Genomic DNA, 25,504 nt, shown 5'->3' with positions numbered 1-25,504 from the left:
CAAAAAAAAACGACCCCACACAAAAAGAAACGACTTTTGGGGGGGGGGGGAGGGGGGGAAAAAAAAAACCCAAAAAAAGGCGCGGGGCCTCCCCCCCCCCCCCCCGCCGCTGTTCGTGACTAGGCTCGGCACCATGAGACTGTTCGCAGCCGTCATCCCGCCCGAGGCGGCCATCTCGGAACTGGCCGGGGCCGTGCGCGGCCTGCGTGACGACCGGCTCCGCTGGACCGCGGAAGCGGGCTGGCACTTCACGCTCGCCTTCATGGGCGAGGTGCGGGAGGAGCTGCTCCCCGAGCTCCACGCACGCCTCGCCCGCGCCGCGGCACGCAGCGCCCCCTTCCCGCTCCGGATCCACGGCTCCGGGCACTTCGGCCACCGCTCCCTGTGGGCCGGCGCCGCCGGGGACCTCGACGCCCTGCGCATGCTCGCCGAGCGCGCCGACGCCGCCGCCCGGCGCTCCGGGGTGCCCATGGACCAGCACCACCGCTACACCCCCCACCTCACCCTCGGGCGGCTCCGCGACGAGCGGGACGACGTCCGCCCCTACTGCACGGCCCTGGCTCCCTTCGAGGGCACCGGCTGGCAGGTCGGCGAGCTCAGCCTGGTCCGCAGCAATCTGCCCGACTCGGGCGTCCCCGGCGAGCAGCCCCGCTACGAGGTCGTCGGCTCCTGGGAACTGGGAGAGCCCGCCCCTCCGTACGAAGGGCGGGCCCGGTCGCGTTAGGCTCGACGGGTGGATCCCAAGACCAGAAACCGCGTCATGGCCGGTGTGCTCGTACTGATGTTCGTCGTGGTGGCGGTGGCCGCCGCAGTAGGCCAGTAGGGGCGCGGCTCTACCAGGCGAACGCCTCCGGAGCCGCCCCCGGCCCCGGGAAGACCTCGTCCAGCCCCGCCAGCACCTCCGGCGACAGCTCCAGCTCCACCGCCCGCAGCGCGGACGCGAGCTGCTCCGGCGTACGCGGCCCGACGATCGGACCCGTGACCCCGGGACGCGTCAGCAGCCAGGCCAGGGCGACCTCGCCGGGCTCCAGGCCGTGCTTGTCCAGCAGGTCCTCGTACGCCTGCACCTGCGCCCGTACGGAACTGTTCGCGAGCGCGTCCGCCGAGCGGCCGCTCGCCGTGCGACCCGACTCCGACGCCTTGCGGATGGCCCCGCCCAGCAGCCCGCCGTGCAGCGGGGACCACGGGATGACGCCGAGCCCGTACGCCTCGGCCGCCGGGATGATCTCCAGCTCCGCCCGCCGCTCGGCGAGGTTGTAGAGGCACTGCTCGCTGACCAGGCCGAGCCGCCCCGAGCGCGCCGCGGCCTCGTTGGCCTGGGCGATCTTCCAGCCGGGGAAGTTCGAGGAGCCGGCGTAGAGGACCTTGCCCTGCTGGATCAGGACCTCGACGGCCTGCCAGATCTCCTCGAAGGGCGTCAGCCGGTCCACGTGGTGGAACTGGTAGATGTCGATGTAGTCGGTGTTCAGCCGCTTGAGGCTGGCGTCGACGGCCCGCCGGATGTTCAGCGCCGACAGGCGGTCGTAGTTGGGCCACGGGTCGCCCTCGGCGGCCATGTTCCCGTAGACCTTGGTGGCGAGGACCGTCTTCTCCCGACGGCCGCCGCCCTGGCCGAACCAGGTACCGATGATCTCCTCGGTACGGCCCTTGTTCTCGCCCCATCCGTACACGTTGGCCGTGTCGAAGTAGTTGATGCCGGCGTCGAGGGCCGTATCCATGAGGGCGTGGCTCTCCGGCTCTCCCGTCTGGGGGCCGAAGTTCATGGTGCCGAGGACAAGTCGGCTGACCTTGAGACCGGTGCGTCCGAGCTGCGTGTACTCCATGGGCCACTAGCCAACTGCCTGGAGTGCGCTCGAAGCAAGACCCGCCCGTGAAGGGCGTGTTACGTGTCCTGCCGGCGACGGTACGGGCCGCCCAGGCCCCAGGCCTGGTGGAGGACCGCCGCGAACTCCCCCGCGAGGCGGTGCTCGCCGGAGGCGTTGGGATGCGTGCCGTCGTAGGTGTCCCGGTCGATCTCGTACGCCTCCGGGCGCGCGGCCAGCAGGATCGGCGAGGCGGGGGTCGACAGGTCGGCCACGGCCTTGGCCAGGAGCTCGTTGAAGAGCTCGACCTGCTGCGCGAAGGGCGCGTCGTCCCGGGCCCGGACGTTGGGTATGACGGGCAGCAGGACCATCCGTATCCCGGGCCGGGCGGCGCGGGCCTCCGCGATGAAGCGGCGGACGTTGGCGGCGGTGCCCTCGGCGGCGGTGTAGAAGCCCAGGTCGATCAGCCCGAGGGAGACCAGCAGCACGTCGGCCCCGGCGGCGCCCGCGGCGGGCCCGATGAGCGGGGCCATGTGCTGCCAGCCCTCGCCCCAGCCGGCCAGGTGGCGGCGGGCACCGGCGGGGAAGCCGGGGTCGGCGTAGGCGTCGCTGGCCGGCGCGTCCGCGGCGGCGTCGTAGAGACCGCTGCGGGGGCCGACGATCTCGTACGGGCCGCCGAAGGTGGTGTCGAGGTGCTGCCACATCCGGTAGCGCCAGGTGTAGTCGCCGGCGCGCCCGATGGTCATGGAGTCCCCGACGAACATGAAACGCATCCGGACATCTTCGCGGATCACCGGGCCGCGGCCCCTGTGATGCCGGACACGCGGGGCGGGCTGGCAGGGTAGGGGGATGCGCCCGCATCTGCTGCCCCTGACCGCCGCCGCCGCTGCCGCTGCTGCCGCCCTCGTGCTGATGCCCTCGGTGGCCGCGGCCGCCTCCGGACCCGCGTCCGGGTTCACGATCACCGACCCGCGGATCAAGGAGTCGAGCGGGCTCGCGGCCAGCCGGATCCACCCCGGCGTCTACTGGACGCACAACGACAGCGACGACGGCCCGTACGTCTACGCCGTGGACTCCGCGACCGGGAAGACGGTCGCACGCATCACCCTCACCGGCATCGGCAAGCCCCGGGACATCGAGGGGATCTCGCTGGGACCGGACGGACGGCTCTACGTCGGCGACATCGGGGACAACCTGAACGGGTCCTGGAACCACGTGTGGATCTACCGCTTCGCCGAGCCGAAGACGCTCGGGGACGCCACGCTCAAGGCCGAGCAGTTCACCGTGAAGTACGCCGACGGGCCGCGGAACGCGGAGGCGCTGATGGTGCATCCGGTGACGGGGCGGGTGTACATCGCCAGCAAGGACGAGAAGGCCGGCGGGCTCTACGAGGGGCCGGAGGCGCTGTCCGCCTCCGGCACGAACACCTTCCGGCGGATCGGGGACGTCCCGTGGGTCACGGACGGGGCGTTCTCCCCGGACGGAGGGCGGCTCGTGCTGCGGGGCTACCTGTGGGCGAAGACGTACCCGTGGAAGGACGGGCGGCCCGCCGGGGACGGGGAGGCGGTGGCCGCGCCGTGGCAGGGGCAGGCGGAGTCTGTGACGTACACGGCGGACGGGTCGACGCTGATGTTCGGGGCGGAGGGGGCCAACAGCCGGGTCGTCGCCGTCCCGGTGGCGGCGGCTCCGTCACCGGCCGCCTCCGGCTCCGGGTCCGGCTCCGCCGCGCCCGCCCCGTCCCCCGGCGCGCCCGGCGCCCCCTCGGGCGGGAGCTTCACGAAGGGCGCGTTCGTCCTGGTCGCAGCCCTGGCCCTCACCCTGGCCGCGAAGCGCCTCCTCCGCCGCCGCCCCAAGCCCTGACCCTCCGGGGCGGGTCCGGGCGGCTGCCCTGCGGGGCTGTCCCCTACCCGCCCTTCCACCGTTCCCCGGGCTCCGCCCGGACCCCCTGGGGCTCCGCCCCAGACCCCGCTCCTCAAACGCCGGAGGGGCTGGAATTGCCCTACGGGCAACCCAGCCCCGGCCAGGCACAATCCAGCCCCTCCGGCGTTTGAGGAGCGGGGGTCCGGGGGCTGGTCCCCGGCGACGGCGCCGCACGGTTGCTGCTGCTACGCCCCCTGGATCGGGATCTCGTGGGAGGTCTCCGGGGTGGAGCCGTTCACCGGGGTGGGGGTCGGCGGGGTCGGCTGGGACATCGTCGAGAGGAGTTGGCGGGCCAGGCCCAGGCCCGTGCCGCCCATCGTCAGGGCCTTCGCGAACATCTCCGACATGCCCTCCGCCCCGTTGAGGAGGACCATGTGCTCGACGTTGCCGAAGGCACCCGCTCCCGCCTCCACGATCGCCGGCCAGTTCTCGGCGAGCTGCTGCGCGACCACCGCCTCCTGGTTCTCCGCCAGCGCGGCGGCCCGCGCCTTGATGGCCGTCGCCTCCGCGAGGCCCTTCGCCTTGGCGGCCTCCGCCAGGGCCAGCCCGTTCGCCTGGGCCGACGCCGCCTCCGCGAGGCCCTTGGCCTGGGTCGCCGCCGCCTCCGCCTCACCGGTCGCGCGGGTGGCCGTCGCCGCGGCCAGGCCCCGGGCCTCCGTGGCCTTCGCGTCGGCAGCCGCAGCCGTCGTCACCCGGGTCGCCTCGGCCGCGGCCGCCAGCTCCGTCTCCTTCGCCTTGGCCTGCGCCGCCGAGATGCGCGCGTCGCGCTCCGCCTCGGCCCGGGTCCGGGTCTCGTACGCCGCCGCGTCCGCCGGCTTGCGCACGTCCGCCTGGAGCTGCTGCTCGCGCCGGTGCGCCTCCAGCTCCGCCACCCGGGTCTCCTGGACCACGACCTCCTGCCGCGCCGCCGCCTCCGACAGCGGGCCCGCCTGGCGGGCCGTCGCGGCCGCCTTGTCCCGCTCGGCCTGGTAGCCGGCCTGGAGGATCTCGCTGTCCCGGGTGGCCTCCGACATCCGCGCGAAGGCGGCCTGTTCGGCCTCGGTGGCCCGCAGGTTGGCGTCCGCCTGGGCGATCCGCGCGTCCCGCTGGACGGCCGCCGCGTGCGGCATCGCCAGGTTCTTGATGTAGCCCGTCGGGTCCTCGATCTCGTGGATCTGGAGGGAGTCGACGATCAGGCCGAGCTTCTCCATCTCCGTCCCGCACGCCGCCCGGGTCTGCCCGGTCAGCTTCTCCCGGTCGCGGATCATGTCCTCGACCGTCAGACCGCCGACGATGGACCGCAGATGGCCGGCGAAGACGATGTGCACCCGCTCGGGCATCATCTTCTGCTGGTCCAGGAAGCGGCGGGCCGCGTTGGCGATGGACACGAAGTCGTCGCCGATCTTGAAGATGACCACGCCCTTGACCCGCAGCGGGATGCCCTGGTGGGTCACGCAGTCCACGTTCAGCTGGGTCTCGTTGAGGTCGAGCGACAGCTTGCGCACGGCCTGCACGCCGGGCAGCACCATCGTTCCCCGCCCGGTGACGATGCGGAAGCCCATGCCCTCCGCGATGCCCTCGGTCTTGTGCGCGGAGCCGGAGATGACGAGCGCCTCGTTGGGCTCGGCCACCCTCCACATGAGCTTGAACAGGCCGATCACGGCCGCGATCGCACCTACGACAATCCCTGCCAGTACGCCGACAGACATCGGCAACTCCCCCTCGTACGCGGTGGCGTTCACCACCGAAGAAGGCGAGTGTGCGCCCGCGTCAGGGCGGCGTGAAGACGGCGGCCGAATCTTGTCGCCATCTTGATACGGTCAGCCCGCGTCCCCGTACGCGGCCATCACGTAGACCGTCCGCGGCGGCAGGTACTCGACCACCGTGACCACCGTCCCGACCGCCAGCCGGCCCGTCCCCGGCGCAGGGTGCGCGAGGAAGTGCTCGGCCCCGCCCCGGATCCGCACGATGACCTCGCCGACCAGCCCCGGCCCGACCGTTCCGGTGACCCGGCCGTCCAGTCCCACCATGTCCGATTCCCCCATGCACCGAGCGTACGGGTCTAACCCCGTGCGGGATCCTCGTCGAGCCGGTATTCCTCGCCGTCCGCGTGGTAGCCGTACAGCTCCCCGTAGCGGCCCCAGTCCGTCGCCGTCTCCAGCTGCTGCTCCAGCTGCTCGCTCGTGTAGTGGTGCGAGAGCAGGTCGCGGAAGAAGCCGGCCCGCTGGGTGCCGCCCCGCGAGCGCTGCAGGGTGGTGTGGATCAGGTGGACCAGCGGGACCTCCATGGCCCCCTGCGCGAACAGTTCCTTCGACTCCTGTACGTCGGCCCCCGCGAAGGCGCTGCCGCGGGCGGTCAGCACCAGGTGCAGGTCCCGTACCTCGGCCAGGCCCAGCAGTTCCAGCCCGTCCACCTGGGGCAGTACGTCGTCCACCTCGAGGCCCAGTTCCTCGGCGAGGTCGGCGAGGTCCACGCTGCCGTCGCCGGTGCCGCGCTGGAGCACGATCTCGGCGAGGCCCGCCATCCCGTCGACGCTGGCCGCCGGGAGCGGGGTGTTGGCCGGGGTGCGCTTGGCCGGCGGGGCCGTGGGCGTGCTGGCGGTGGCCTGGGCGGTGCGGCCGGTCATCACCGCGTACACGGCGTCCACGATCCGCTCGAAGTCGGCGCTCCCCCGGTCCCGGGGGCGGGCCAGGTCCACCGCGAAGGTCTCCTTGATGGTTCCGTAGGGCCGCGAGCCCAGCACCACCACCCGGTCGGCCATCAGCACGGCCTCCTCGATGTTGTGCGTGACCAGCACCACCGCCTTGGCGGGGAAGCGGTCGGAGGCCCACAGCTCCATCAGCTCACCGCGCAGGTTCTCGGCGGTGAGCACGTCCAGGGCGGAGAACGGCTCGTCCATCATCAGCACGTCCGGCTCCACGACCAGGGCCCGGGCGAAGCCGACGCGCTGGCGCATCCCGCCGCTGAGCTCCTTCGGGTAGGCCGACTCGAAGCCGTCCAGGCCGATCAGGTCGATGGCCTCCACCGCTTGGCGGGCCCGCGCCTCGCGGTCCATGCCCTTGGCTTCCAGGCCCAGTTCCACGTTCTGCTGCACCGTCAGCCAGGGCAGCAGCGCGAAGGTCTGGAACACCATCGCCGTACCGGGATTCGCCCCGCGCAGCTCCTCGCCCCGGTAGGTGACCGAGCCGGAACTGGCCGGGATCAGCCCGGCGAGGCAGCGCAGCAGGGTGGACTTGCCGCTGCCGGACTTCCCGAGGAGGGCGACGATCTCGCCCTCGCGGATCTCCAGGTCGATGCCGCCGAGCACGGGCAGTTCCCCGTCGGCGCCGGCGTAGGACTTGGTGAGGGCGGCGGCCTGGAGGATCGTGGTCATGCGGGGCGGGCTCCTCGGTCGGGCGGGCTGGCGGGCGTTCGGGCGGGCGGGGTTCAGATGGAGTAGCGGCGCTCCGCGAGCCGGTACAGGGGCCGCCAGAACAGCCGGTTGAGGCCGACGACGTACAGGCTCATGACGGCGATCCCGGCGATCAGCTTGGGGAAGTCCCCGTCCTCGGTGGCGTGGAAGATGTACGCGCCGAGGCCGGTCGCGGACAGCGTCGTCCCGGCGAAGGTGACGACCTCGCCGACGATGGAGGCGTTCCAGGCGCCGCCCGAGGCGGTGATGCCGCCGGTGACGTACGAGGGGAACACGGCCGGGACGATCAGGCGCTTCCAGCGCTGGAGCCCGCGGACGCCGAGGTCGTCCATGGCCTCCTTGAGGTCCGAGGGGATGGCCATGGCTCCGGCGATGGCGTTGAAGAGGATGTACCACTGCGCGCCCAGGGCCATCAGCAGGATGCAGCCGATGTTGATGTTCAGCCCGGTCTCGAGGAAGAACCAGACGGCCACCGGAAAGAGCAGGTTCGCGGGGAAGCTCGCGAGCACCTGCACCACGGGCTGGGCGGTCTTCGTGAGCCGGGGCGAGGAGCCGATCCACACGCCCACGGGCACCCACACGACGGTGGCGGCGGCGACGAGCACGATCACCCGTACGAAGGTGATCAGCCCGAGCAGCAGCGGCTCCCCGAACACCCCGAGACCGGCTTCGGCTTCGCGCTGGAGGTAGCGCACCAGGTCGTACAGGCCCCACAGGATGACGGCTCCGGCGACGACGGCGAAGACCACGTCGCCGGTCCGGCGGCGGGCCGGATCCACCGACAGCGCCCTGTCGTCGCGGCCCAGTACGCGGGCGGCCCGGCCGGTGGCGTCGCGGGCGGGGGCGGTGGCGCGGCCGAGCAGGCGGGGCCAGTGGGAGCGGCGCAGGAAGTCCAGTACGTAGCTGCGCTGGACGTCGGTGGACTCCGACTGCTCGTTCTTGTACTTCTCCGCCCAGGCCGTGAGGGGCCGCCAGAAGAAGAAGTTGACGGTGACGATGGTGACGGTCATCGCGAGGATGACCCAGGCGATCTTCCCGAGGTCCCCCTCGCCGATCGCGGTGCCCGCGTACGAGCCGAGGCCGGGGACGGCGTACTCCTGCCCGGAGACGGAGACCGCCTCGGAGGCCACGAGCATGAACCAGCCGCCGGCGAAGCTCATCATGCCGTTCCACACCAGGTCGATGACCCCGGCGGGGACCTCCACGCGCCAGAAGCGCATCCAGCGGGTGAAGCCGAACGAGCGGGACACCTCGTCGAGTTCGCGGGGGAGGGAGGTCAGGGTGGCGTAGAACCCGAAGGTCATGTTCCAGGCCTGCGAGGTGAAGATGGCGAAGATGACGGCGCATTCGAGGCCGAGGAGCGAGCCGGGGAACAGGGCGACGAAGAAGGTGACGAGGACCGAGAGGAAGCCGAGGACGGGGACGGACTGGAGGATGTCCAGGGCCGGGATCAGCACCCGTTCCAGGCGGCGGCTGCGGGCGGCGGCGTAGGCGTAGCCGAAGGTGAAGACCACGGAGGCGAACAGCGCGATGAACATCCGCAGGACGCTGCGGGCGGCGTAGTACGGGAGCTTCGCCGGGTCCGTGTCCACGTCGGGGACGTCGGCGGGGTCGAAGTTGACCGTGGTGCCCTTGCCGACCTGGAGGATCGCGTACCCGAGCACCAGGAAGGCCGCCGCCACGGCGAAGTCGACCCAGGACAGGCGGGTACGGGTGGGGGCGGCCTGTCCGGTGTGGGTCTCCGGGCGCGTGGAGGTCTTCATCCCGCCCAGCGGATCACGCCTGACGGCCCGTCGCGCCCCGAGTCGCCCAACCGGGCGAGGCCGCTGGGCCGGGCCCGGCTACGAGGGCGCCGCTGCGGTGCGTGCCGCTGCGCGGGGCGGAGTTCCCCTACCCGCCCTTCGCCCGTTCCCCGGGCTGCGCCCGGACCCCCCTGGGGCTCCGCCCCAGACCCCGCGCCTCAAACGCCGGCGAGGCTGGATGTGGCCGGGGCTCCGGAAGGGGTTACGAGTGGCCGAGGTCCGGGGCCAGCTCGTCCGTCGGCGGGACCGAACCCGTGTCGGCGGACGGGCGGAGGGGGAACTCGTCCGAGGCCATCGAGTCCAGGACGGGCGGCGCCGGACGCGGCGGCTTCGGCATGACCGCGGCCTCCGAGTGGCCGCCGCAGCCGTAGGACAAGGAGACCAGGCGGCCGTCGGCCGGTCCGAACTCGTTCGCGCAGATGCCGAAGGCCTGGCCCAGCGAGCCGCCGATCGCGACGAGGAAGCCACAGGAGAGGCACGAGGCCGGGGCCGCCTGCGCCATCGGGGTCTTCGCGCCGAAGGACTCGTCCCAGCGGTCGGCCGCGCTGTGCAGCCCGTAGCGGGAGAGCACGCGCGCCCGGCGCATGCCCAGTTCCTCCGCGACGGAGGTGATGGAGCCGCGTACGGGGACCACCGCGCGGTCGGTGACGTCGGCGTCCTCCGCCTCGACCAGCTCGGCCATCTCGGCGGACACCACCGAGTTCGGCGGCGGGGTGTCCTCGCCCGACCAGCCGGCCTCCAGGCGCAGGTCCTCGGCGTCCGTGGGGAGCAGGTCGCCCGGACCCATGTCGCCCGGCCGCAGCCGCTCGCTCCACGGCACCCACTCGGGCGCGAGCAGCGCGTCGTCGCCCGGGAGCAGCACCGTTTCGTCGAGGGTGACGTTCTTCGCGCGGGAGGCACGTGTCACCGTCACGGCCCAACGCCAGCCGCGGTAGCCGGGGTCCTTGCACTCGAAGAAGTGCGTGACGACCCGGTCACCTTCCGCGAGGGCGGCGGTGTGTTCGCCCACCACTCCGGGGTAGGCGGCTTCTTCGGCCGCCGCTCGGGCGAGGTCTACCGCCTCGACGCACAGGCGGTCGGGGGTACGGCTTCGCGTCGTCGCAGCACTCACAGGTCTCGTTCTCTCCTACGCCGTCTCACGAGTGCGCCGTCCGTACTTGTCGTCCACAACGACCCGTCGGCTGTCCCTACGTAGCGCGGGCGGAGCGGACCAGGGGGCCGCGTCGACGTCCGCGCCCGATCGGGTTCCAGGGCGCACCTACCTGCGATCCATTCTGAGGGATCGCGAAGAGGCGCGCGGCCAGGAGCAACCGCCGGTGGCGCGCTACGCACGCTACCTCCTCCGGCGCCTTCGGCCCACATGCAAGGTCCGATTCGCGGACACCCACGGCCAACCCACGGCCGAGCCGGGGCCCGGCCGGGTCCCCGCGACGCGCCGGGAAGGGTCCCGGGGGGCCGAGTGGGGCACTATGGCCACGTGGCACCCGTACGGTCGTCCGATGACGGCTCGGGACCGGCCAGGCGGGCCGGCCGGGCCATCGGGCGTGCCCTGCACCTGCCCTTCACCGGTACGGCGCGCGGAATCCGGCGGGCCACGCACGCGCACGGGGCGGGCGAATCGGGCCTCGGCAAGCTGATCGAGCTGCACGCGATCAACGGCGCCGGTGATGTGATGATCACAGTTGCGCTGGCCTCCACCGTCTTCTTCTCCGTCCCCACGGACGAGGCACGCGGCCGAGTGGCCCTGTACCTCGCCATCACGATGGCCCCCTTCACCCTGCTGGCCCCGGTGATCGGTCCCCTGCTGGACCGGCTGCCGCACGGGCGGCGGGCCGCGATGGCCGGCGCGATGCTCACCCGGGCCCTGCTGGCCGTGATGATGTCGGGCGCGGTGGCCACGGGCGGCCTGGAGCTGTACCCGGCCGCCCTCGGGGTCCTCGTCGCCTCCAAGGCCTACGGGGTGGTCCGCAGCGCGGTGGTCCCGCGGCTCCTCCCACCGGGGTTCTCCCTGGTCAAGGCGAACTCCCGGGTCACCCTGGCCGGCCTGCTGGCCACCGGCGCCGCGGCGCCCGTGGGCGCCGCCCTGCACACGATCGGTCCGCCGTGGCCGCTCTACGGGGCGTGCGCGATCTTCATCTGGGGCACCTTCGCGGCGTTCACGCTGCCGCACAAGGTCGACGAGGCGAAGGGCGAGCGCCGGGCCCGGCTCTCCACCCACGAGCCGCACTCGAAGCGGCCGGGGCTGCGGACGGTCAGCCGGCCGGTGCTGTGCGGGCTGCTGGCGAACGCGTCCATGCGCGGGCTGTCCGGGTTCCTGATCTTCTTCCTGGCGTTCCTGCTGCGCGAGCACCCGCTCGCCGGGCAGAGCGCGGCGGTGTCGCTGGGCATCGTCGGCGTCTCGGCGGGCGTCGGCAACGCCTGCGGAACCGCCGTCGGGGCCTGGCTCCGGGCCCGCGCGCCCGAGGCGATCATCGCCGCCGTGCTGTCCCTGACCCTCGCGGTGGCCGTCCTCGCGGCGGTCTTCTTCAGCGGGGTGTTCATGGCCGTCCTGGGCGCGACGGCCGGCTTCTGCCAGGCCCTCGCGAAGCTCTCGCTGGACGCGATGATCCAGCGCGACGTGCCCGAGGCCGTCCGTACGTCGGCCTTCGCCCGCTCGGAGACCCTGCTCCAGGTGGCCTGGGTCCTGGGCGGCTCGATCGGCATCGCGCTTCCCCTGAACGGGGTCCTGGGCATGTCCGTCGCCGCGGCGGTGGTCGCCCTCGGCACGACGATGGCCCTGCGCGGCTTCCTCACGTCCCCGCGGCACCAGCACCCCACACCGTCCCGCCCGCGCGTGGCATAGCGGGTGGCATAGCGGGTGGCCCAGCCGATGCCCTGCGGGGCCGTCCCCTACCCGCCCTTCCACCGTTCCCCGGGCTCCGCCCGGACCCGCTCCTCAAACGCCGGAGAGGCTGGGTTTGGCCTGCCCCGGCCTGCACGTGAACGCCGGGGGTCGGAAAACCAGCCCGCCGACCTGCACGTGAACGCCGGGGGTCGGAAAACCAGCCCGCCGACCTGCACGTGAACGCCGGGGGCTCGGAAATCCAGCCCGTCCGGCGTTTGAGGACCGGGGTCCGGGGCGGAGCCCCGGGAGGCCCGGCGCAGCCGGGGGCGCTTGCGCCACGGCGCCGCACCACAGGACCCCGTGCAGCAAGGCACGCCACCCGCCCGATAGCCTTCGGCTCATGACCGCACCGCTTTTCTCGGGTAGGGCCCGCCGCAGCGTCGCGGCCCTCGGAGCCGTTTCCGCCGGCCTCCTCCTCCTCTCCGCCTGTGACAAGCCGACGCCGCTGGCGACCGTGACGGTCGGCACCTCGTCGGTGTCCACCGAAGCCGCCTGCAGCGACGCCAAGGAGCTCACGGCCGACAAGGTCCAGGAGTGCTTCGCCGACCTCAAGCACGCCAAGAACATCGACTACGGCCGCGGCGACACGCTGCGCCTCGGTGTCGAGCCGGACGTCGTCGAGGACGGCAAGAAGTGGCAGGCGGTCCTCGACGGGCAGCCGATCACCGAGCCCTCCTCGAACACCTACCGCAGCTTCCCCGGCGCCGACCTGTTCGCCACCGGCGGCCAGGGCGAGGCCCCGGCCTCCAAGAAGCTGAACATCGTCCAGGTGTCCGAGGACGGCAAGCCCATCGCCGTCTGGGCCTTCAACGTCAAGCTCAAGTAGTCCCGTACCCACCATGCGCGCGCTCATCGTGACCGCGGTGACGGCGGAGGCCGACTCCGTCGTCCGAGGCCTGTCCGGTCCGGTCCCTCATCCGGACCACAGCCCCGGTCCCGACCACGCCCCCGAGCCGCGCACCCTCCCCGGCGGTTACCTCATCCACCGCCGGGGAGCCTTCGACGTGCTGGTCGCCGGTGTCGGCCCGGCCGCCGCGGCCGCCGGTACGGCGACCGCCCTGGCGCTCGCGGCCGCTCCGGACGGCTACGGCCTCGTCGTCTCCGCCGGCATCGGCGGCGGGTTCGCGCCCGCCGCCCCGATCGGCTCCCTCGTCGTCGCCGACGCGATCGTCGCCGCCGATCTGGGCGCCGAGACCCCGCAGGGGTTCCTGACCGTCACCGAACTCGGCTTCGGCCGCAGCGTGCACCTGCCTCCCGCAGAGCTCGCCGCGCGCGCCGCCGAGGCGACCGGAGCGCTGCTCGCGCCCGTGCTGACCGTCTCCTCCGTCACCGGCACCGCCGCCCGTACGACGGCCCTCGCCGCCCTGCACCCGCTCGCCGGGGCCGAGGCGATGGAGGGCTTCGGGGTCGCGGAGGCCGCCGCCGCCCACGGGCTGCCCGTGCTGGAGGTCCGTGCCGTCTCCAACGCCGTGGGCCCGCGGGACCGCGACGCCTGGCGGATCGGCGAGGCGCTGGCGGCGCTGGCCGACGGCTTCCGGGCACTGGGACCCGTACTCGCTTCCTGGGGAGGACCCTCATGACCGGAACAGACGCCGCACCGCCCGTGCGGATCGCGTACTCGCCCTGCCCGAACGACACCTTCGTCTTCGACGCCTGGGCCCACGGCCGGGTCCCCGGCGCGCCCGCCCTCGACGTCACCTTCGCCGACATCGACATCACCAACGGCATGGCCGAGCGCGGCGAGCTCGACGTGCTGAAGGTCTCCTACGCCGTCCTGCCGTGGGTCCTGGAGGAGTACGCGCTGCTGCCCTGCGGCGGTGCACTGGGCCGCGGCTGCGGACCCCTGGTCCTGACGCGGGAGCCGGGCCTGGACCTGACCGGCAAGACGGTCGCGGTCCCCAGCGAACGCTCCACCGCCTACCTGCTGTTCCGGCTGTGGGCCGCCGACGTGCTGCCCGAAGGCGTCGGCAAGGTGGTCGTCCTCCCGTTCCACGAGATCATGCCCGCCGTGCGCGACGGCCGGGTGGACGCCGGACTGGTCATCCACGAGGCCCGGTTCACCTACCGGGACTACGGACTGCACTGCCTGGCCGACATGGGCGAGCACTGGGAGTCCACGACCGGCCTGCCGATCCCGCTCGGCGCGATCATCGCCAAGCGCTCCCTGGGCGCGGACGCACTGCGCGCGCTCGCCGAGTCCGCCCGTACGTCGGTCCGGATGGCCTGGGCCGACCCGGAGGCGTCCCGGCCGTACGTACGGGCGCACGCGCAGGAGCTGGACCCGGCGGTCGCCGACCAGCACATCGGGCTGTACGTCAACGAGTTCACCGCCGACCTCGGCGAAGCCGGCTACGCGGCGGTGCGCGGGCTGCTGACCCGGGCGGCCGCGGAGGGTCTGGTTCCGGCCATCGCAGCCGACGCGCTGGTCTTCCCGTAGGACACGACCGTGCCCCGCGACCCTGACGGGCGGCGGGGCACGGTCCTGCGCAGGGATCAGACGTCGAGCTGGTCGGCCACCGCGCGCAGCATGCCGGCGATCTTCCCGCCGTGCGCCTTGTCGGGGTAACGGCCCCGCTCCAGTTGCTGCGTGACGTTCTCCAGCAGGGTCGTGAGGTCCTGCACGATGGACGCGAGCTCGTCCGGCTTGCGCCGCTGCGCGGCCGCGACGGAGGGTGCCGGATCCAGGACGATCACCGAAAGTGCCTGGTCACCGCGTTGCCCTGCGACGACACCGAACTCGACGCGCTGGCCGGGCTTGAGCGCGTCCAACCCGTCGGGGAGCACCGACGAGTGGACGAAGACGTCGCCGCCGTCGTCGCGGGAGAGGAAGCCGAAGCCCTTCTCACTGTTGAACCACTTGACCTTGCCGGTAGGCACGTCCGTCCTCTGTCCTTGCGTTCGTCGGGTGGGAAGCGGGTCGCTGACCCGCACCTCTCAGGCTAGTTGCCCCTCTCCGGGTGACAAGACGTTCCCCGGTCCTTCGCGGGTGACCGCTCCGGCCTGGGAACTACCCTGGTCGGGTGACTGTTACTCCTCAGCCCGAGCCCGCCGCCGCCCGCACGGCCGACGCCGACGCCGCCCGCCCCGGCGACGCGCTCGTCAAGGCCGGCGGCATCGTCTTCATCGTCGGCGCCGTCGCCACGCTCGCCACGATGGCCCCGCTCTTCCTCGACATGGACCCGTTCCCCTCGTACGCGTGGGCCGTGTGCATGCTCATGGGCGTCGGCTTCATGATCTCGGCGGCGGGCGTGCTGCGCTCGGCCGCCGCGCAGCGCACGGCGGCCCGCGCCTCGCAGGCGTAGGTCCGGGGCCCGCGGTTACGCGGTTACGCGGTCCGCGCCACGGTCACGCGGTCCGCGTACGCTCGTACTCCGCGAGCCAGGCCGGCAGCTCCGTGAGGTCCGCCAGGACCACGTCCGCGCCCGCCTCCCGCAGTTCCGGCTCCGGGCACGGGCCGGTCGGGACCGTCACCGACACCGCGCCGGCCGTACGGGCGCCGCGGACGTCGCCGACGTGGTCGCCGACGTAGACCTGGGCCGCGTACTCGCGCAGGGCGACCGCCTTGGCCTCCGCCCACAGCGAGCCGATGACCGCGTCCGGCTTGATCCCCAGGTGGTCCAGGTGCAGACGGGCGTTGGGCTCGTGCTTGGCGGTGACGACGATCGCGCGGCCGCCGAGGGCCCGGACCGCTTCGACCGCCTCGCGGGCGCCGGGCATCGCCGGGGTCGGCACGATGGCGTATGTGGGATAGATCTCCCGGTAGCGGTCGGCCACGGCGGGGATCTCCGACTCCGGGAACCAGTACGCGAGCTCCTGGTTCAGCGGCGGACCGAGGCGCGAAACCGTCTGCTCGGTGTCGATGAACGTGCCCGTCTCGGCCGAAAGCGCCTCGAAGGCCGCCTTGATGCCCGGCCGGGAGTCGATGAGGGTCATGTCGAGGTCGAATCCGACGGTCAGCTGCGTCTCGGGGCTCATGCCCCCATTGTGCCGAGCCGGGCACCGCGACCGGGAACGTAGACTGAGCCTCGCCTTACCAGACAGTGAAATTTGGTGACATGTCAGCCCCCGCTCCCGCGGCTCCCGCGCCTCCCCTCCCCGCGGCTCCCGCGGCACCCCCGGCGGGTCGGCGCGCCCTGACGGCCCGTCGTATCGCCTGGACGGCGGCCGGCCTCGCCGCGCTGTCGTGCGCGGTGCTCCTCAGCCTCGCCGTCGGCGCCCGCGCCATCGGGCCCGGCGAGGTCTTCGACGCGCTCTTCCGGGGCGCGACCGGGCCGAACGCCGAGGTCGTCCGCACCCTGCGCGTACCGCGCACCCTCATAGCCCTGATGGTCGGCGCGGGCCTCGCCCTCGCCGGAACCGCCCTCCAGGGCATCACCCGCAACCCGATCGCCGACCCCGGCATCCTCGGCATCAGCCAGGGAGCCGGGGTCGCGGTCGTCTGCGCCATCGCCTTCGCGGGGGTGCACACCCTGAGCGGCTACGTGTGGTTCGCCTTCGCGGGCGCCGGGATCGCCTCGGTGGCCGTGTACGCCGTCGCCTCCGGCGGCCGCGGCGGGGCGACCCCCGTCAAGCTGGCGCTGGCCGGGGCCGCGGTCAACGCCCTGCTGGTGTCGGTCACCATGGGCGTCCTCACGACGAAGGCCTCGGCGCTGGACGAGTTCCGCTTCTGGCAGGTCGGCTCGATCGCCGGGCGCGATGCCTCGGTCGTCCACCAGATCTGGCCGTTCCTCCTCGTCGGCGCGGTCCTGGTGATGTCCGTGGCGCGCGGCCTGGACGCGCTCGCCCTGGGCGAAGACCTCGCGAAGGGCCTCGGGCAGAACATCGCGGCCATCCGCATAGTCGCCGGCCTCGGCGCCACGATCCTCACCGGCGCCGGAGTCGCGGCGGCCGGCCCGATCGCCTTCATCGGACTGGCCGTACCGCACCTCGCCCGCGCCCTCGTCGGCAGCGACCACCGCTGGGTCCTGCCCATGGCCGCCCTGATCGGCCCGGTGATGCTCCTCGTCGCCGACGTCCTCGGCCGGATCCTCGTCCCGCCGGGCGAGGTCCCGGCCGGAGTGATGACCGCGCTGATCGGGGTCCCGTTCCTCATCACGCTGGTCCGCCGGAAGACGGTGGCGGCATGAGCACCGGTACGCGGGTCCTCCCCGCCGGCTACGCCCTCCTCCGCCCCCGCTCGGGCCGCGGCTCCTTCCTCCTGCACCGCCGGGCGGCGGCCGTCGCCCTCTGCCTGACCCTCCTCCTGGCCGCGGTGTGCGTCGCGTACCTCTCCCTCGGCGAATCCTTCGTAGCCCCTACCCAAGTGGTGAAGGTCGTCCTCGGACGGCCCTCCCCCGACGACCTGGTGGTCGGCACCCTCCGCCTGCCCCGCATGACGGTGGGCCTGCTGGTCGGCCTGGCCTTCGGGGTGGCCGGCGCACTCATCCAGACCGTCGCCCGCAACCCGCTCGCCTCCCCCGACATCATCGGCATCAGCCAGGGCGCGAGCGCCGTCACGGTGGCGGCACTGACCTTCGGCGTCACCTCGTACACGGTCCTCCCGTACCTCTCGGTCCTCGGCGGCGTGATCGCGGCCGCCCTCGTCTACGTCTTCGCGTGGCGCGGCGGCCTGCACGCGACGCGCTTCGTCCTCATCGGCATCGGCTTCGCCATCGCCCTGCGCTCGGTGACCACCCTCCTCATGACCAAGGGCGACTACCTGGTCGCGCAGCAGGCGCAGATCTGGATGACCGGCTCCCTCAACGGCCGCGGCTGGGACGTCGCGACCCCCCTGGCCTGGGTCCTCCTGGCCCTCCTCCCCGGCATCCTGTGGGCGGCCCGCGCCCAGCGCACCGTCTCCCTCGACGACGACACCGCCACGGCACTGGGCATCCGGCTGGGCCGGGTCCGGCTCGGCCTGGTCGCCCTCGGCGTGATCCTGGCCTCGGTCGCCACGGGCGCCGCGGGCCCCGTCGACTTCGTGGCGCTACTGGCCCCGCAGATCGCCCGCCGCATGACCCGTACGGCCCAGATCCCCCTCCTCTGCTCCGCCCTGACGGGTGCGGTGATCGTCGTCTTCGCCGACTTGCTCGCCCGCAAGCTCCTCTCCCCGACCGAACTCCCGGTGGGCGTCCTGACGGCCGCCGTCGGGGCCCCGTACCTGATCTGGCTGATCATGCGCAGCCGCACCGGAGGCACGCAGTGAGCCGACTGTCCGCACGGGGCCTGACCCTGGCCTACGAGGACCGGGTGGTCGTGGACGCCCTGGACCTGTCCGTCCCGGACGGCAAGGTGACGGTGATCGTCGGCCCGAACGCGTGCGGCAAGTCGACGACGCTACGGGCCCTGGGACGGCTGCTCCGTCCCCGCTCGGGCTCCGTCGTCCTGGACGGCGAAGCCCTCTCCTCCCTCCCCACCCGACGGATCGCCCAGGCCGTCGGCCTGCTCCCGCAGTCCCCCTCGGCCCCGGAGGCGATCACGGTCGCGGACCTGGTCGCGCGGGGGCGACAGCCGCACCAGCACTGGTGGCAGCAGTGGTCGGAGGCGGACGAGCGGGCCGTCGTCGACGCGATGGCCCGTACGTCGGTGTCGGACCTGGCGGACCGGCCCGTCGACGCGCTGTCGGGCGGGCAGCGGCAGCGGGTCTGGATCGCGATGGCCCTCGCCCAGGACACGGACATCCTGCTCCTGGACGAGCCGACGACCTTCCTCGACATCGCCCACCAGGTGGAGGTGCTGGACCTGGTCCGCCGCCTGAACCACGAACGGGGCCGCACGGTCGTCGCCGTCCTCCACGACCTCAACCAGGCCGCGCGGTACGCGGACCACCTCGTGGCCATGAAATCGGGCCGGGTGGTGGCGGAGGGCCCGCCCTCTTCAATCGTCACGGCCGACCTGGTCCGCGAGGTCTTCGGCCTCGACTCGATCGTCATCCCCGACCCGATAACGGCCTCCCCCCTGATCATCCCAACGTCCCCATGGGCCGCACCTTCCTAACGCGCGCCACACCCTCCCGACGCGCCCCTCGCACCGCTGCGCGGGCTTCGCGCCGCTGCGCCGGCCTCCGACCGGCGGTGCCCCGGTCGGCACTGCCGCCACTGCCGTCCCGGCGCGAGCCCGGCGGGCGGGCGCGGGCGGTGGGCCCTGCGGGGCAAAGTCCCCGACCCACCCTTCCACCGTTCCCCGGGCCCTGCCCGGACCCGCGCCTCAAACGCCGGCGAGGCTGGGGGTGCCCCCGGGCTGCGCCCGGACCCGCGCCTCAAACGCCGGCGGGGCTGGGTGTACCCCCGGGCGCTGCCCGGGCCCGGTCCTCAAACGCCGGACGGGCTGAAAGCGGGGGTCCCGGGCTGCGCCCGGACCCCCTGGGGCTCCGCCCCAGACCCCGCGCCTCAAACGCCGGCGAGGCTGGGTGTGTCCCCGGGCCTCAAACACCGGCGAGGCTGGATTTTCCGACCCCGGTCCTCAAACGCCGGACGGCTGGAATGGCTGCGGGCGGCTGGAAAGCCCACCGCGCGGCTGCGCCGGATCGTCGCCCGGCCGGGGGCGGAGGGTTGCGGCGCGGGTCGGGGACGGGGACGGGGTGGGGTGTTGGCCTGGACGTAGAGCGTGATTTGTGGCGCGAGAACACGCTTCGCCCTGTCGGAGTTCAGGGCAGGGCGCCTAAATCATGCAGTCCAGGCCGACACCCCACCCCGGCCCCGGCCCCGACCCACCCGCCGCAGCCCGCCCAGGCGCCACCACAACCCAGCCCCGCCGGCGTTTGAGGCGCAGGGGTCCGGGGACTGGTCCCCGGCAACGGCGCCGCACCGCAGGGACTCAGCGGCGGCGGGAGCGCCAGAGGAGATACAGCGCCGAGGACACCGCCGCGGCCCGCACCAGCCAGGGCAGCAGGTCCCGGAAGGTCCCGCTCAGGGCCTCGTCCGCCAGGGGCGAGCCCCAGCGCCCGTTCAGACGGCCCCACAGCCACATCACCGCCCCCGCGAAGACCACCCCGGGCAGCCCGAACACCACCCACTTCCGCTCCGCAGGCCCCAGCACCCGCGAGGCATACGCGAGCAGCCAGCCCGCGGCGAGCAACAGCCAGTAGCCGGACACGGCCCCCGCGAACAGGGCCACCGCCGCGAGCAGCAGGAAGGCGTACGGCTTCGGCCGCGGTGCAGCCTCGGCGGTGGCAGCCTCGGCCTTCGCCCGGCGCCGCCGCTCGCGCAGGTACCCCATGAGCGTGCGCCGGCCACCCGCCGGGGCTCCGGCGGAGCCCTCCGGCTGCGGATCCGAGTCCGAGTCCGAGTCGGACTCCGCCTCCGCGTCCCGACCCCGTTGAGGGCCCTTCAGGAGCTCCGGGATCTCGATCCCGCCCGCGAAGCCCTCCACCGTCGAGGACGGCCCGACCGTCCACCAGTCGGGCTCCAGCCGCTCGCCCGAGCCCAGTTCATCGAGCCCCGCGAGATGCGGCGGCGCAGCCCCCCGCTGCACCGGCACCGCCGAGGGAGAGGAGGCGAAGGGACCGGCCTCCGCCGCGCCCGTCGTCGACAGCGTGTCCAGAACCTCCTCCGGCGTGCCGATCCGCTGCAAGATGCGCCGCACCGCCGCCGGCGTCTCCGGTTCGTACTTGGCCCGCCGCCGGTCGATCTCGTCCCGCAACCCCGAAACCAGCCGCATCCGGTCCCCCGAAGACAGGTGCCTGCGCTGCGCCAAGTCCCCTACCCGGCTCAGATATTCGTAGACCAGATGGTCGCTCTCGATCCCCACGCCCCGGCTCCTCCCGTGCCACCTCCCGCACCACCTCCAGCGAAGGTAGCGCGTGCGCCCGTGGAGCGGCCGGGGGCGCAGCGGATACCGTTGACCGGATGGGGACCGGCCGACTGACCGGCCGACGCGACCAGGAGGCGACGACCGTGCCTGACCCGAGCACCTCGGGAAGCGCTCCGCGCTCCCTCGCCGAAGCGCTGCGCGCCCGCGACGACGACGGGCTCGGCGCCCTGCTGCGCGCCCGGCCGGACCTGCTGAGCCCGGTACCCGGAGACGTGACGCAGCTCGCCACGCGGGCCGGGACGCGGGCTTCGGTGGTGCGCGCGCTGGACCGCCTGGACCGGTTCGCCCTGCAGGCCGCCGAGGCCCTCGCGGTGGGCCCGGAGCCCTGCCCGTACGCGGTACTGGAGTCCCTGCTCAGCGGTGACACCGGCACCACCTCCGGCGCCGACAACGGCGCCCGCGCCGAACTCCCCCGGGCCCTGGCCACCCTGCGCGAGCAGGCCCTCGTCTGGGGCGACGACGAACGGCTGCGCCTGGTCCGCACCGCCCGCGAACTGCTCGCCCCCTCCGCCGCACGCCCCTCCCCCACCGGCCTCGGCCCCACCGTCGCCGAGGCCACCGCCGGCATGTCGCCGACCCGGATCCAGGAGATCGTGGCGGCCGTCGGGCTGCCCGCGACGCACGACCCGGTGTCGGCGGTGACCGCGCTGACGGCCCTGTTCACCGACCCGGAACGGATGTCGGCGCTGCTCGACGAGGCTCCGGCGGAGGCCCACCAGGTGTTGGGCCGGCTCGTGTGGGGTCCGCCGTACGGGGAAGTGACGCCCCAACCGACGCCTCCGGTGCGCTGGCTGCGCGACCGCGGCCTGCTGCTGCCGGCCACGGCGCGCACGGTGCTGCTGCCGCGCGAGGTGGCCCTGTACCTGCGCGGCGGGCTCGCGCACCGGGTGACGGAGCCGCTGCCCCCGGTCGTTGCCGCACACCGCGAGCACCGTCCACAGCTTGTGGACGCGAACGCGGCCGGCCAGGCACTGGCGGCGCTGTCGACGGTCGAGGAGCTGGTGAAGTCCTGGGAGCACGCCGGTCCGCCCGTGCTCCGAGCGGGCGGGCTCTCCGTACGCGACCTGAAGCGTGCGGCCGCCGCCCTGGACACCGACGAGCCGTCGGCGGCGTTCTGGATCGAACTGTCCTACGCGGCCGGCCTGCTGGCCAGCGACGGCGAGGCCGACGAGCGGTACGCCCCGACCCCCGCCTTCGACGTCTGGCTCGAACTCCCGCCCGCCGAGCGCTGGTCGGTGCTCGCGAAGGCCTGGATGACCGCCACCCGCACCCCGGGCCTGGTCGGCGAACAGGACGCGAAGGGCCGCACCCTGTCGGCGCTCGGCGCGGACCTGGACCGCTCCGCCGCCCCCGAGGTCCGCCGCCGCGTCCTCGGCCTGATCGCCGAGCTCCCCGAGGGCGGCTCCCCCGACCCGGCCTCGCTCCTCGCCCGCCTGGAGTGGGAGCGGCCCGTACGCGGTACGAGCGAACTGCGCAGCCGCCTCGCCCGCTGGATCCTGACCGAGGCGGAGGTCCTCGGAGTCACCGGCCGGGGCGCGCTCGCCGCGCCCGGCCGGGCCCTGCTGGAGGGGCACGACCCGGCGCCGCTGCTCGCGCCGCTGCTCCCCGAGCCCGTGGACCACGTACTGCTCCAGGCCGACCTGACGGCGGTGGCCCCCGGGCCGCTGCGGCGGGCGCTCGCCGAAGTGCTGGCCGTGCTGGCGGAGGTGGAGTCCAAGGGCGGGGCCACCGTGTACCGCTTCACGCCCGGATCGGTACGCCGCGCCCTGGACGCCGGCCACACCGCCGTCGACCTGCAGTCCTTCCTCACCGAGCACAGCCGGACCCCGGTGCCGCAGCCGCTGTCGTACCTCATCGACGACGTGGCCCGGCGGCACGGACACCTGCGGGTCGGCGCGGCCTCCTCGTACGTGCGCTGCGACGACGACGGCATGCTGAACGAGATCCTCGCCGACAAGCGGTCCGCGGGCCTCGGGCTGCGCCGCCTCGCGCCGACCGTCCTGGCCGCGCAGGCCGAACCGACCGTGCTGCTCGACGGGTTGCGGGCCATGGGCTACGCCCCGGCCGCGGAATCCCGTACGGGGGACGTCCTGGTCTCCCGCGCCGACGCCCACCGCACCCCGGCCCGTACGCTGCCCGTACCGGTCCCGGACGGGCCGCCGGTACCGGACGCGACGCTGCTGGGGGCGGCCGTACGGGCGATCCGCGCGGGCGACCTGGCGGCGACGGCGGTCCGCAAGGAGCCGGCCGGGCCGTCCGGGTCCGCGGCGGGCGGCTCCGCCGCCCCGGGCGAACTCCCGCGCACGAGCGCGGCGGAGACCCTGGCGACCGTGCAGGCGGCCGCGCTCACCGGGTCCGCTGTGTGGATCGGCTACGTCAACGCCGACGGGGCGGCGAGCCAGCGGGTCATCGCCCCGGTACGGGTGGAGGGCGGCTTCGTCACCGGCTACGACCACACGGCGGACGAGGTACGGACGTTCGCGCTGCACCGGATCACTGGGGTCGCGGAACTGGCGGAGGACCAGATCTGACCGGAGGCGCGCGGTCCCACCGACCGGCGAGGAGGAAACCCCCTGGCGAGGAAACCCACCGGGGAGAAAACCCACCGGCGAGGAAATCCCCTGGCCCGGACGGGGCGCGGCCCCGCACCCTGGGGTCATGTCCGAACCAACCGCCGACCAGGTCCCCCGCCATCAGATCCGCGCCTCGCACACCGCCGACACCGTCACCGTGTACCAGGCGTACCACCCCCGGATCGGCGTGCCGGCCGCCCGTGACGGCCGTTTCCCGCCCGCCTGGAAGCGGGAGCGGATGACCTGGGTCAAACCCTCGTTCCTGTGGATGATGTACCGCTGCGGCTGGGCCACCAAGGCCGACCAGGAGACGGTCCTGGCCGTCGAGATCACCCGCGCCGGCTTCGACCGGGCACTGAGCGGCGCCTGCCTGTCGCACTACGTCCCCGGCGTGCACGCCGACCGCGAAGCCTGGACGTCGGCGCTGCGCACCGCCCGCGCCCGGGTGCAGTGGGACCCGGAGCGCGATCTGCACCTGAACCCGCTGCCGTACCGCTCGCTCCAACTGGGCCTGTCCGGAACGGCGTCCCGCGCCTACGCCGACGAGTGGACGGTCGCCATCCGCGATGTGACCCCGCTGGCCCGGGAGGTCCACGGCCTGCTGCGCTCCGGCGCACCGGAGGCGGCGCGGGCCCTGCTGCCGGTGGAGACGCCCTATCCGGCGGGGCCGCTGGAGCATTTGGGGGCGTAGCAGCGGGCTCGAAACAGGTCACGATCATTCCGCTATCTCCGCAGGTCAGACGGCAGGAAGAAGCGTTTTTCGCTGTTGCACGGCGGTGACATTCCGGCGACGGATTGGGGATGTGGTCTGTGTGAAGATCAGTTCATCGCAGCAGCGACCGGGAGGAAAGAGGCCGGACCGCCAGCGAGAACCAAGCACCACCGGACCGGCGTTCGACCGCCGGCCACCTCGCTGGGCCGCTCAACCTCTGCTCTGCCTCTCGGCCTCTCGGCCGCCACTGCCGTCTGATCTTGAAGATTCCTGGGGGAGTCCACCATGTCCGCTCGCACCGCCGCCCTCCGCACCGCCTCCGCCTCCGTCGTCGCCGCCGCCATCGCCGGCACGGTCCTGATGCCGATGACGGCCTCCGCCGACGAGAGCAACCCCGGCGCGCTGAAGACCACGATGAGCGCCCCGGTCCCGAGCGGCCCGCTGACCCGCGGCGGTGCGACGGAGACCTTCGAGCTGACGGTCGCCAACACCACGGACAAGGTCTCCTCCTACCACCCCTGGATGCTGCTGGACCCGACCGGCGCCAGCCCGCTCCAGCAGAGCGACGTGGTCTACAAGGTCGAGGGGCTGACCGCCCCGGCGACCGAGTCCAAGATCGGCCAGCAGGACGGCGAGTGGCAGGGCCTGTTCTACCCGGCGGGCAAGAACTCCTCCGCCGGCTTCGAGATCCCGGCCAAGGGGAAGCTGACCTGGAAGGTCACCATCGGCCTCGGCAAGAGCTACCCGACCACCAACGGCGACTTCACGCTCCGCGCCTCGAGCTTCATGGGCGAGGTCGGCGAGGGCGGCGAAGGCTCCCTGACCTTCAAGACGGACCCGTCGGTCAAGACCGGCAAGCTGGAGACCTCCTTCAAGAACGCCGGCGACTGCAAGGGCGTCCCGGCGAACCAGTGCCGCGAGATGGACCTGACCTACAAGCTCACCGGCGACGGTGAGTTCAACGAGGCGCTGGCGGTCAACCTGAACCTGGGCTTCGGCTCGGACGTACAGCACCCCAACCTCCAGGTGGAGGTCCTGGTCGACGGCAAGTGGATCGGATACGGCACCACCGACCCCTACAACTTCATGCTGCCGACGATCCCGAAGGGCCTCAACGCCGCCTCCGGCGAGCACGCCCAGCACCTGCGGTTCTCCTTCGGCCCGGACACGGACTTCAAGAAGAGCACCGAGGTCACCCTCCAGGCGACGATCGGCCTGGCCGACGGCAACGGCTACGCGTTCGCAGGCGCCGACACCAAGTTCCAGCTCGCCCCGAAGACGACCACGCCCACCTCCCCCGCGCCCACCTCCCCGGCCCCGACCTCCCCCGCGCCGACCACCCCGGCCCCGACCGGCTCCGCGACCACCGCTCCGGTGACCACCGCCCCGGCGGCCACCACGACCCCGGCCACGGGCAACACCCCGAAGCCCACCGGCTCCCTCGCGCACACCGGCTCGGACTCCAACACCGCCCTGTACTCCGGCCTGGCCGCCGTCCTCATCGGCCTCGGCGGAGCAGCCGCCTGGTTCGGCGCCCGTCGCCGCAAGGCTCTCCGCGGCTAGTCACACCCCTCACACGAACGGCGCGGGGGGATAAGAACCCACGGGCCTGGGCCCACCCACCGGGGTA

At 73.4% G+C, this 25,504-nt stretch carries 23 protein-coding genes; 13 read left to right on the top strand and 10 right to left on the bottom strand.

The genetic code is table 11. The features are described 5' to 3' along the window. Positions 1–133: 133 nt before the first annotated feature. The gene (thpR, locus tag ACFRU2_RS26475; RefSeq protein ID WP_382976413.1) at positions 134–724 is read left to right on the top strand and encodes an RNA 2',3'-cyclic phosphodiesterase; all 591 of its coding nucleotides are present in this window, start codon (positions 134–136) and stop codon (positions 722–724) included. A gap of 109 nt (positions 725–833) precedes the next feature. Here thpR and ACFRU2_RS26470 read toward each other — a convergent pair whose 3' ends face one another. After that, positions 834–1,823 carry an aldo/keto reductase gene (locus ACFRU2_RS26470; RefSeq protein WP_382976411.1) on the bottom strand — a complete coding sequence of 330 codons (990 nt, stop codon included), beginning with the start codon at positions 1,821–1,823 and terminating at the stop codon, positions 834–836. Between the two features lie 59 nt (positions 1,824–1,882). Beyond that, the gene (locus ACFRU2_RS26465; RefSeq protein WP_382976410.1) at positions 1,883–2,575 is read right to left on the bottom strand and encodes a GDSL-type esterase/lipase family protein; all 693 of its coding nucleotides are present in this window, start codon (positions 2,573–2,575) and stop codon (positions 1,883–1,885) included. A gap of 76 nt (positions 2,576–2,651) precedes the next feature. On the opposite strand from ACFRU2_RS26465, the gene ACFRU2_RS26460 reads away from it, so the two are divergent. Continuing rightward, a complete protein-coding gene (locus ACFRU2_RS26460; protein ID WP_382976408.1) occupies positions 2,652–3,662 on the top strand; it encodes a WD40 repeat domain-containing protein in 1,011 nt (336 codons plus the stop codon). Positions 3,663–3,907: 245 nt separating this feature from the next. Here the strand turns inward: ACFRU2_RS26460 and ACFRU2_RS26455 are convergent, their stop codons facing one another. From ACFRU2_RS26455 to ACFRU2_RS26435, 5 genes are all read right to left on the bottom strand, one after another. Next, positions 3,908–5,410, bottom strand: coding sequence for an SPFH domain-containing protein (locus ACFRU2_RS26455; RefSeq protein WP_382976406.1), 1,503 nt, complete (start codon positions 5,408–5,410; stop codon positions 3,908–3,910). Positions 5,411–5,521: 111 nt separating this feature from the next. After that, positions 5,522–5,746, bottom strand: a complete 225-nt coding sequence (locus tag ACFRU2_RS26450; RefSeq protein WP_382976404.1) for a hypothetical protein — start codon at positions 5,744–5,746, stop codon at positions 5,522–5,524. Between the two features lie 17 nt (positions 5,747–5,763). After that, positions 5,764–7,074, bottom strand: coding sequence for a nitrate/sulfonate/bicarbonate ABC transporter ATP-binding protein (locus tag ACFRU2_RS26445; protein ID WP_382976402.1), 1,311 nt, complete (start codon positions 7,072–7,074; stop codon positions 5,764–5,766). A gap of 53 nt (positions 7,075–7,127) precedes the next feature. After that, positions 7,128–8,876, bottom strand: a complete 1,749-nt coding sequence (locus ACFRU2_RS26440; RefSeq protein WP_382976400.1) for an ABC transporter permease — start codon at positions 8,874–8,876, stop codon at positions 7,128–7,130. Positions 8,877–9,117: 241 nt separating this feature from the next. Then, the gene (locus ACFRU2_RS26435; RefSeq protein WP_382976398.1) at positions 9,118–10,026 is read right to left on the bottom strand and encodes a DUF3027 domain-containing protein; all 909 of its coding nucleotides are present in this window, start codon (positions 10,024–10,026) and stop codon (positions 9,118–9,120) included. Positions 10,027–10,374: 348 nt separating this feature from the next. Between ACFRU2_RS26435 and ACFRU2_RS26430 the strand changes: the two genes are divergently transcribed. The 4 genes from ACFRU2_RS26430 to ACFRU2_RS26415 all read left to right on the top strand — a co-directional run bounded on the left by ACFRU2_RS26430 (position 10,375) and on the right by ACFRU2_RS26415 (position 14,236). Beyond that, positions 10,375–11,757, top strand: a complete 1,383-nt coding sequence (locus ACFRU2_RS26430) for an MFS transporter (protein ID WP_382976396.1) — start codon at positions 10,375–10,377, stop codon at positions 11,755–11,757. Positions 11,758–12,139: 382 nt separating this feature from the next. Beyond that, a complete protein-coding gene (locus ACFRU2_RS26425) occupies positions 12,140–12,625 on the top strand; it encodes a DUF2771 domain-containing protein (protein ID WP_250747456.1) in 486 nt (161 codons plus the stop codon). Between the two features lie 13 nt (positions 12,626–12,638). Further along, complete coding sequence (locus ACFRU2_RS26420) at positions 12,639–13,379, top strand: futalosine hydrolase (RefSeq protein ID WP_382976394.1); 741 nt, start codon at positions 12,639–12,641, stop codon at positions 13,377–13,379. Continuing rightward, complete coding sequence (locus tag ACFRU2_RS26415; protein ID WP_382976392.1) at positions 13,376–14,236, top strand: 1,4-dihydroxy-6-naphthoate synthase; 861 nt, start codon at positions 13,376–13,378, stop codon at positions 14,234–14,236. Before ACFRU2_RS26420 ends, ACFRU2_RS26415 begins: the two co-directional genes overlap by 4 nt. Before the next feature lie 56 nt (positions 14,237–14,292). On the opposite strand, the gene ACFRU2_RS26410 is transcribed toward ACFRU2_RS26415, so the two are convergent. Beyond that, positions 14,293–14,676: a cold-shock protein gene (locus ACFRU2_RS26410; protein WP_323187858.1), complete on the bottom strand. Its 384-nt coding sequence runs from the start codon at positions 14,674–14,676 to the stop codon at positions 14,293–14,295. A gap of 143 nt (positions 14,677–14,819) precedes the next feature. On the opposite strand from ACFRU2_RS26410, the gene ACFRU2_RS26405 reads away from it, so the two are divergent. Next, entirely contained in the window at positions 14,820–15,101 is a 282-nt protein-coding gene (locus ACFRU2_RS26405) for a hypothetical protein (protein ID WP_382976389.1), read from the top strand. Between the two features lie 43 nt (positions 15,102–15,144). Here ACFRU2_RS26405 and ACFRU2_RS26400 read toward each other — a convergent pair whose 3' ends face one another. Further along, complete coding sequence (locus ACFRU2_RS26400) at positions 15,145–15,774, bottom strand: HAD family hydrolase (protein ID WP_382976387.1); 630 nt, start codon at positions 15,772–15,774, stop codon at positions 15,145–15,147. Between the two features lie 80 nt (positions 15,775–15,854). Here ACFRU2_RS26400 and ACFRU2_RS26395 point away from each other — a divergent pair, with 80 nt between their 5' ends. Genes ACFRU2_RS26395 through ACFRU2_RS26385 form a run of 3 tightly spaced genes read left to right on the top strand, consistent with a single transcriptional unit; the run spans position 15,855 to position 18,774 of the window. Continuing rightward, positions 15,855–16,925: a FecCD family ABC transporter permease gene (locus ACFRU2_RS26395; protein WP_382976385.1), complete on the top strand. Its 1,071-nt coding sequence runs from the start codon at positions 15,855–15,857 to the stop codon at positions 16,923–16,925. Next, the gene (locus ACFRU2_RS26390) at positions 16,922–17,983 is read left to right on the top strand and encodes a FecCD family ABC transporter permease (RefSeq protein WP_382976384.1); all 1,062 of its coding nucleotides are present in this window, start codon (positions 16,922–16,924) and stop codon (positions 17,981–17,983) included. The genes ACFRU2_RS26395 and ACFRU2_RS26390 overlap by 4 nt, the downstream gene beginning before the upstream one ends. Then, on the top strand, positions 17,980–18,774 hold the full coding sequence (locus ACFRU2_RS26385; RefSeq protein ID WP_382976382.1) for an ABC transporter ATP-binding protein: 795 nt from the start codon (positions 17,980–17,982) through the stop codon (positions 18,772–18,774). Before ACFRU2_RS26390 ends, ACFRU2_RS26385 begins: the two co-directional genes overlap by 4 nt. A gap of 819 nt (positions 18,775–19,593) precedes the next feature. Here ACFRU2_RS26385 and ACFRU2_RS26380 read toward each other — a convergent pair. Next, a complete protein-coding gene (locus ACFRU2_RS26380; protein ID WP_382976379.1) occupies positions 19,594–20,526 on the bottom strand; it encodes a hypothetical protein in 933 nt (310 codons plus the stop codon). A 98-nt stretch (positions 20,527–20,624) separates the two neighbouring features. Between ACFRU2_RS26380 and ACFRU2_RS26375 the strand changes: the two genes are divergently transcribed. The 3 genes from ACFRU2_RS26375 (at position 20,625) to ACFRU2_RS26365 (ending at position 25,437) form a co-directional block, all read left to right on the top strand. Next, positions 20,625–23,120: a helicase C-terminal domain-containing protein gene (locus ACFRU2_RS26375; RefSeq protein WP_382976377.1), complete on the top strand. Its 2,496-nt coding sequence runs from the start codon at positions 20,625–20,627 to the stop codon at positions 23,118–23,120. Between the two features lie 127 nt (positions 23,121–23,247). Continuing rightward, positions 23,248–23,853 carry a DUF4291 domain-containing protein gene (locus tag ACFRU2_RS26370; protein WP_382976376.1) on the top strand — a complete coding sequence of 202 codons (606 nt, stop codon included), beginning with the start codon at positions 23,248–23,250 and terminating at the stop codon, positions 23,851–23,853. A gap of 306 nt (positions 23,854–24,159) precedes the next feature. Further along, complete coding sequence (locus ACFRU2_RS26365) at positions 24,160–25,437, top strand: LPXTG cell wall anchor domain-containing protein (protein ID WP_382976374.1); 1,278 nt, start codon at positions 24,160–24,162, stop codon at positions 25,435–25,437. The last annotated feature ends 67 nt before the right edge of the window (positions 25,438–25,504 follow it).

The sequence above is a fragment of the Streptomyces sp. NPDC056883 genome (genome assembly GCF_042788835.1).
In the GTDB taxonomy this organism is placed as follows: Bacteria; Actinomycetota; Actinomycetes; order Streptomycetales; family Streptomycetaceae; genus Streptomyces; species Streptomyces stoeckheimensis.
The sequence above is the reverse complement of the archived record's forward strand: the minus strand, read 5'-3'. Positions and strand labels throughout refer to the sequence as shown.

Excerpts from the sequence above, each read along its gene's own strand:
- thpR (WP_382976413.1), top strand. The coding sequence starts at position 134 with ATGAGACTGTTCGCAGCCGTCATCCCGCCCGAGGCGGCCATCTCGGAA.
- ACFRU2_RS26470 (WP_382976411.1), bottom strand. The coding sequence starts at position 1,823 with ATGGAGTACACGCAGCTCGGACGCACCGGTCTCAAGGTCAGCCGACTT.
- ACFRU2_RS26465 (WP_382976410.1), bottom strand. The coding sequence starts at position 2,575 with ATGCGTTTCATGTTCGTCGGGGACTCCATGACCATCGGGCGCGCCGGC.
- ACFRU2_RS26460 (WP_382976408.1), top strand. The coding sequence starts at position 2,652 with ATGCGCCCGCATCTGCTGCCCCTGACCGCCGCCGCCGCTGCCGCTGCT.
- ACFRU2_RS26455 (WP_382976406.1), bottom strand. The coding sequence starts at position 5,410 with ATGTCTGTCGGCGTACTGGCAGGGATTGTCGTAGGTGCGATCGCGGCC.
- ACFRU2_RS26450 (WP_382976404.1), bottom strand. The coding sequence starts at position 5,746 with ATGGGGGAATCGGACATGGTGGGACTGGACGGCCGGGTCACCGGAACG.
- ACFRU2_RS26445 (WP_382976402.1), bottom strand. The coding sequence starts at position 7,074 with ATGACCACGATCCTCCAGGCCGCCGCCCTCACCAAGTCCTACGCCGGC.
- ACFRU2_RS26440 (WP_382976400.1), bottom strand. The coding sequence starts at position 8,876 with ATGAAGACCTCCACGCGCCCGGAGACCCACACCGGACAGGCCGCCCCC.
- ACFRU2_RS26425 (WP_250747456.1), top strand. The coding sequence starts at position 12,140 with ATGACCGCACCGCTTTTCTCGGGTAGGGCCCGCCGCAGCGTCGCGGCC.
- ACFRU2_RS26420 (WP_382976394.1), top strand. The coding sequence starts at position 12,639 with ATGCGCGCGCTCATCGTGACCGCGGTGACGGCGGAGGCCGACTCCGTC.
- ACFRU2_RS26415 (WP_382976392.1), top strand. The coding sequence starts at position 13,376 with ATGACCGGAACAGACGCCGCACCGCCCGTGCGGATCGCGTACTCGCCC.
- ACFRU2_RS26400 (WP_382976387.1), bottom strand. The coding sequence starts at position 15,774 with ATGAGCCCCGAGACGCAGCTGACCGTCGGATTCGACCTCGACATGACC.
- ACFRU2_RS26395 (WP_382976385.1), top strand. The coding sequence starts at position 15,855 with ATGTCAGCCCCCGCTCCCGCGGCTCCCGCGCCTCCCCTCCCCGCGGCT.
- ACFRU2_RS26390 (WP_382976384.1), top strand. The coding sequence starts at position 16,922 with ATGAGCACCGGTACGCGGGTCCTCCCCGCCGGCTACGCCCTCCTCCGC.
- ACFRU2_RS26375 (WP_382976377.1), top strand. The coding sequence starts at position 20,625 with ATGGGGACCGGCCGACTGACCGGCCGACGCGACCAGGAGGCGACGACC.
- ACFRU2_RS26370 (WP_382976376.1), top strand. The coding sequence starts at position 23,248 with ATGTCCGAACCAACCGCCGACCAGGTCCCCCGCCATCAGATCCGCGCC.
- ACFRU2_RS26365 (WP_382976374.1), top strand. The coding sequence starts at position 24,160 with ATGTCCGCTCGCACCGCCGCCCTCCGCACCGCCTCCGCCTCCGTCGTC.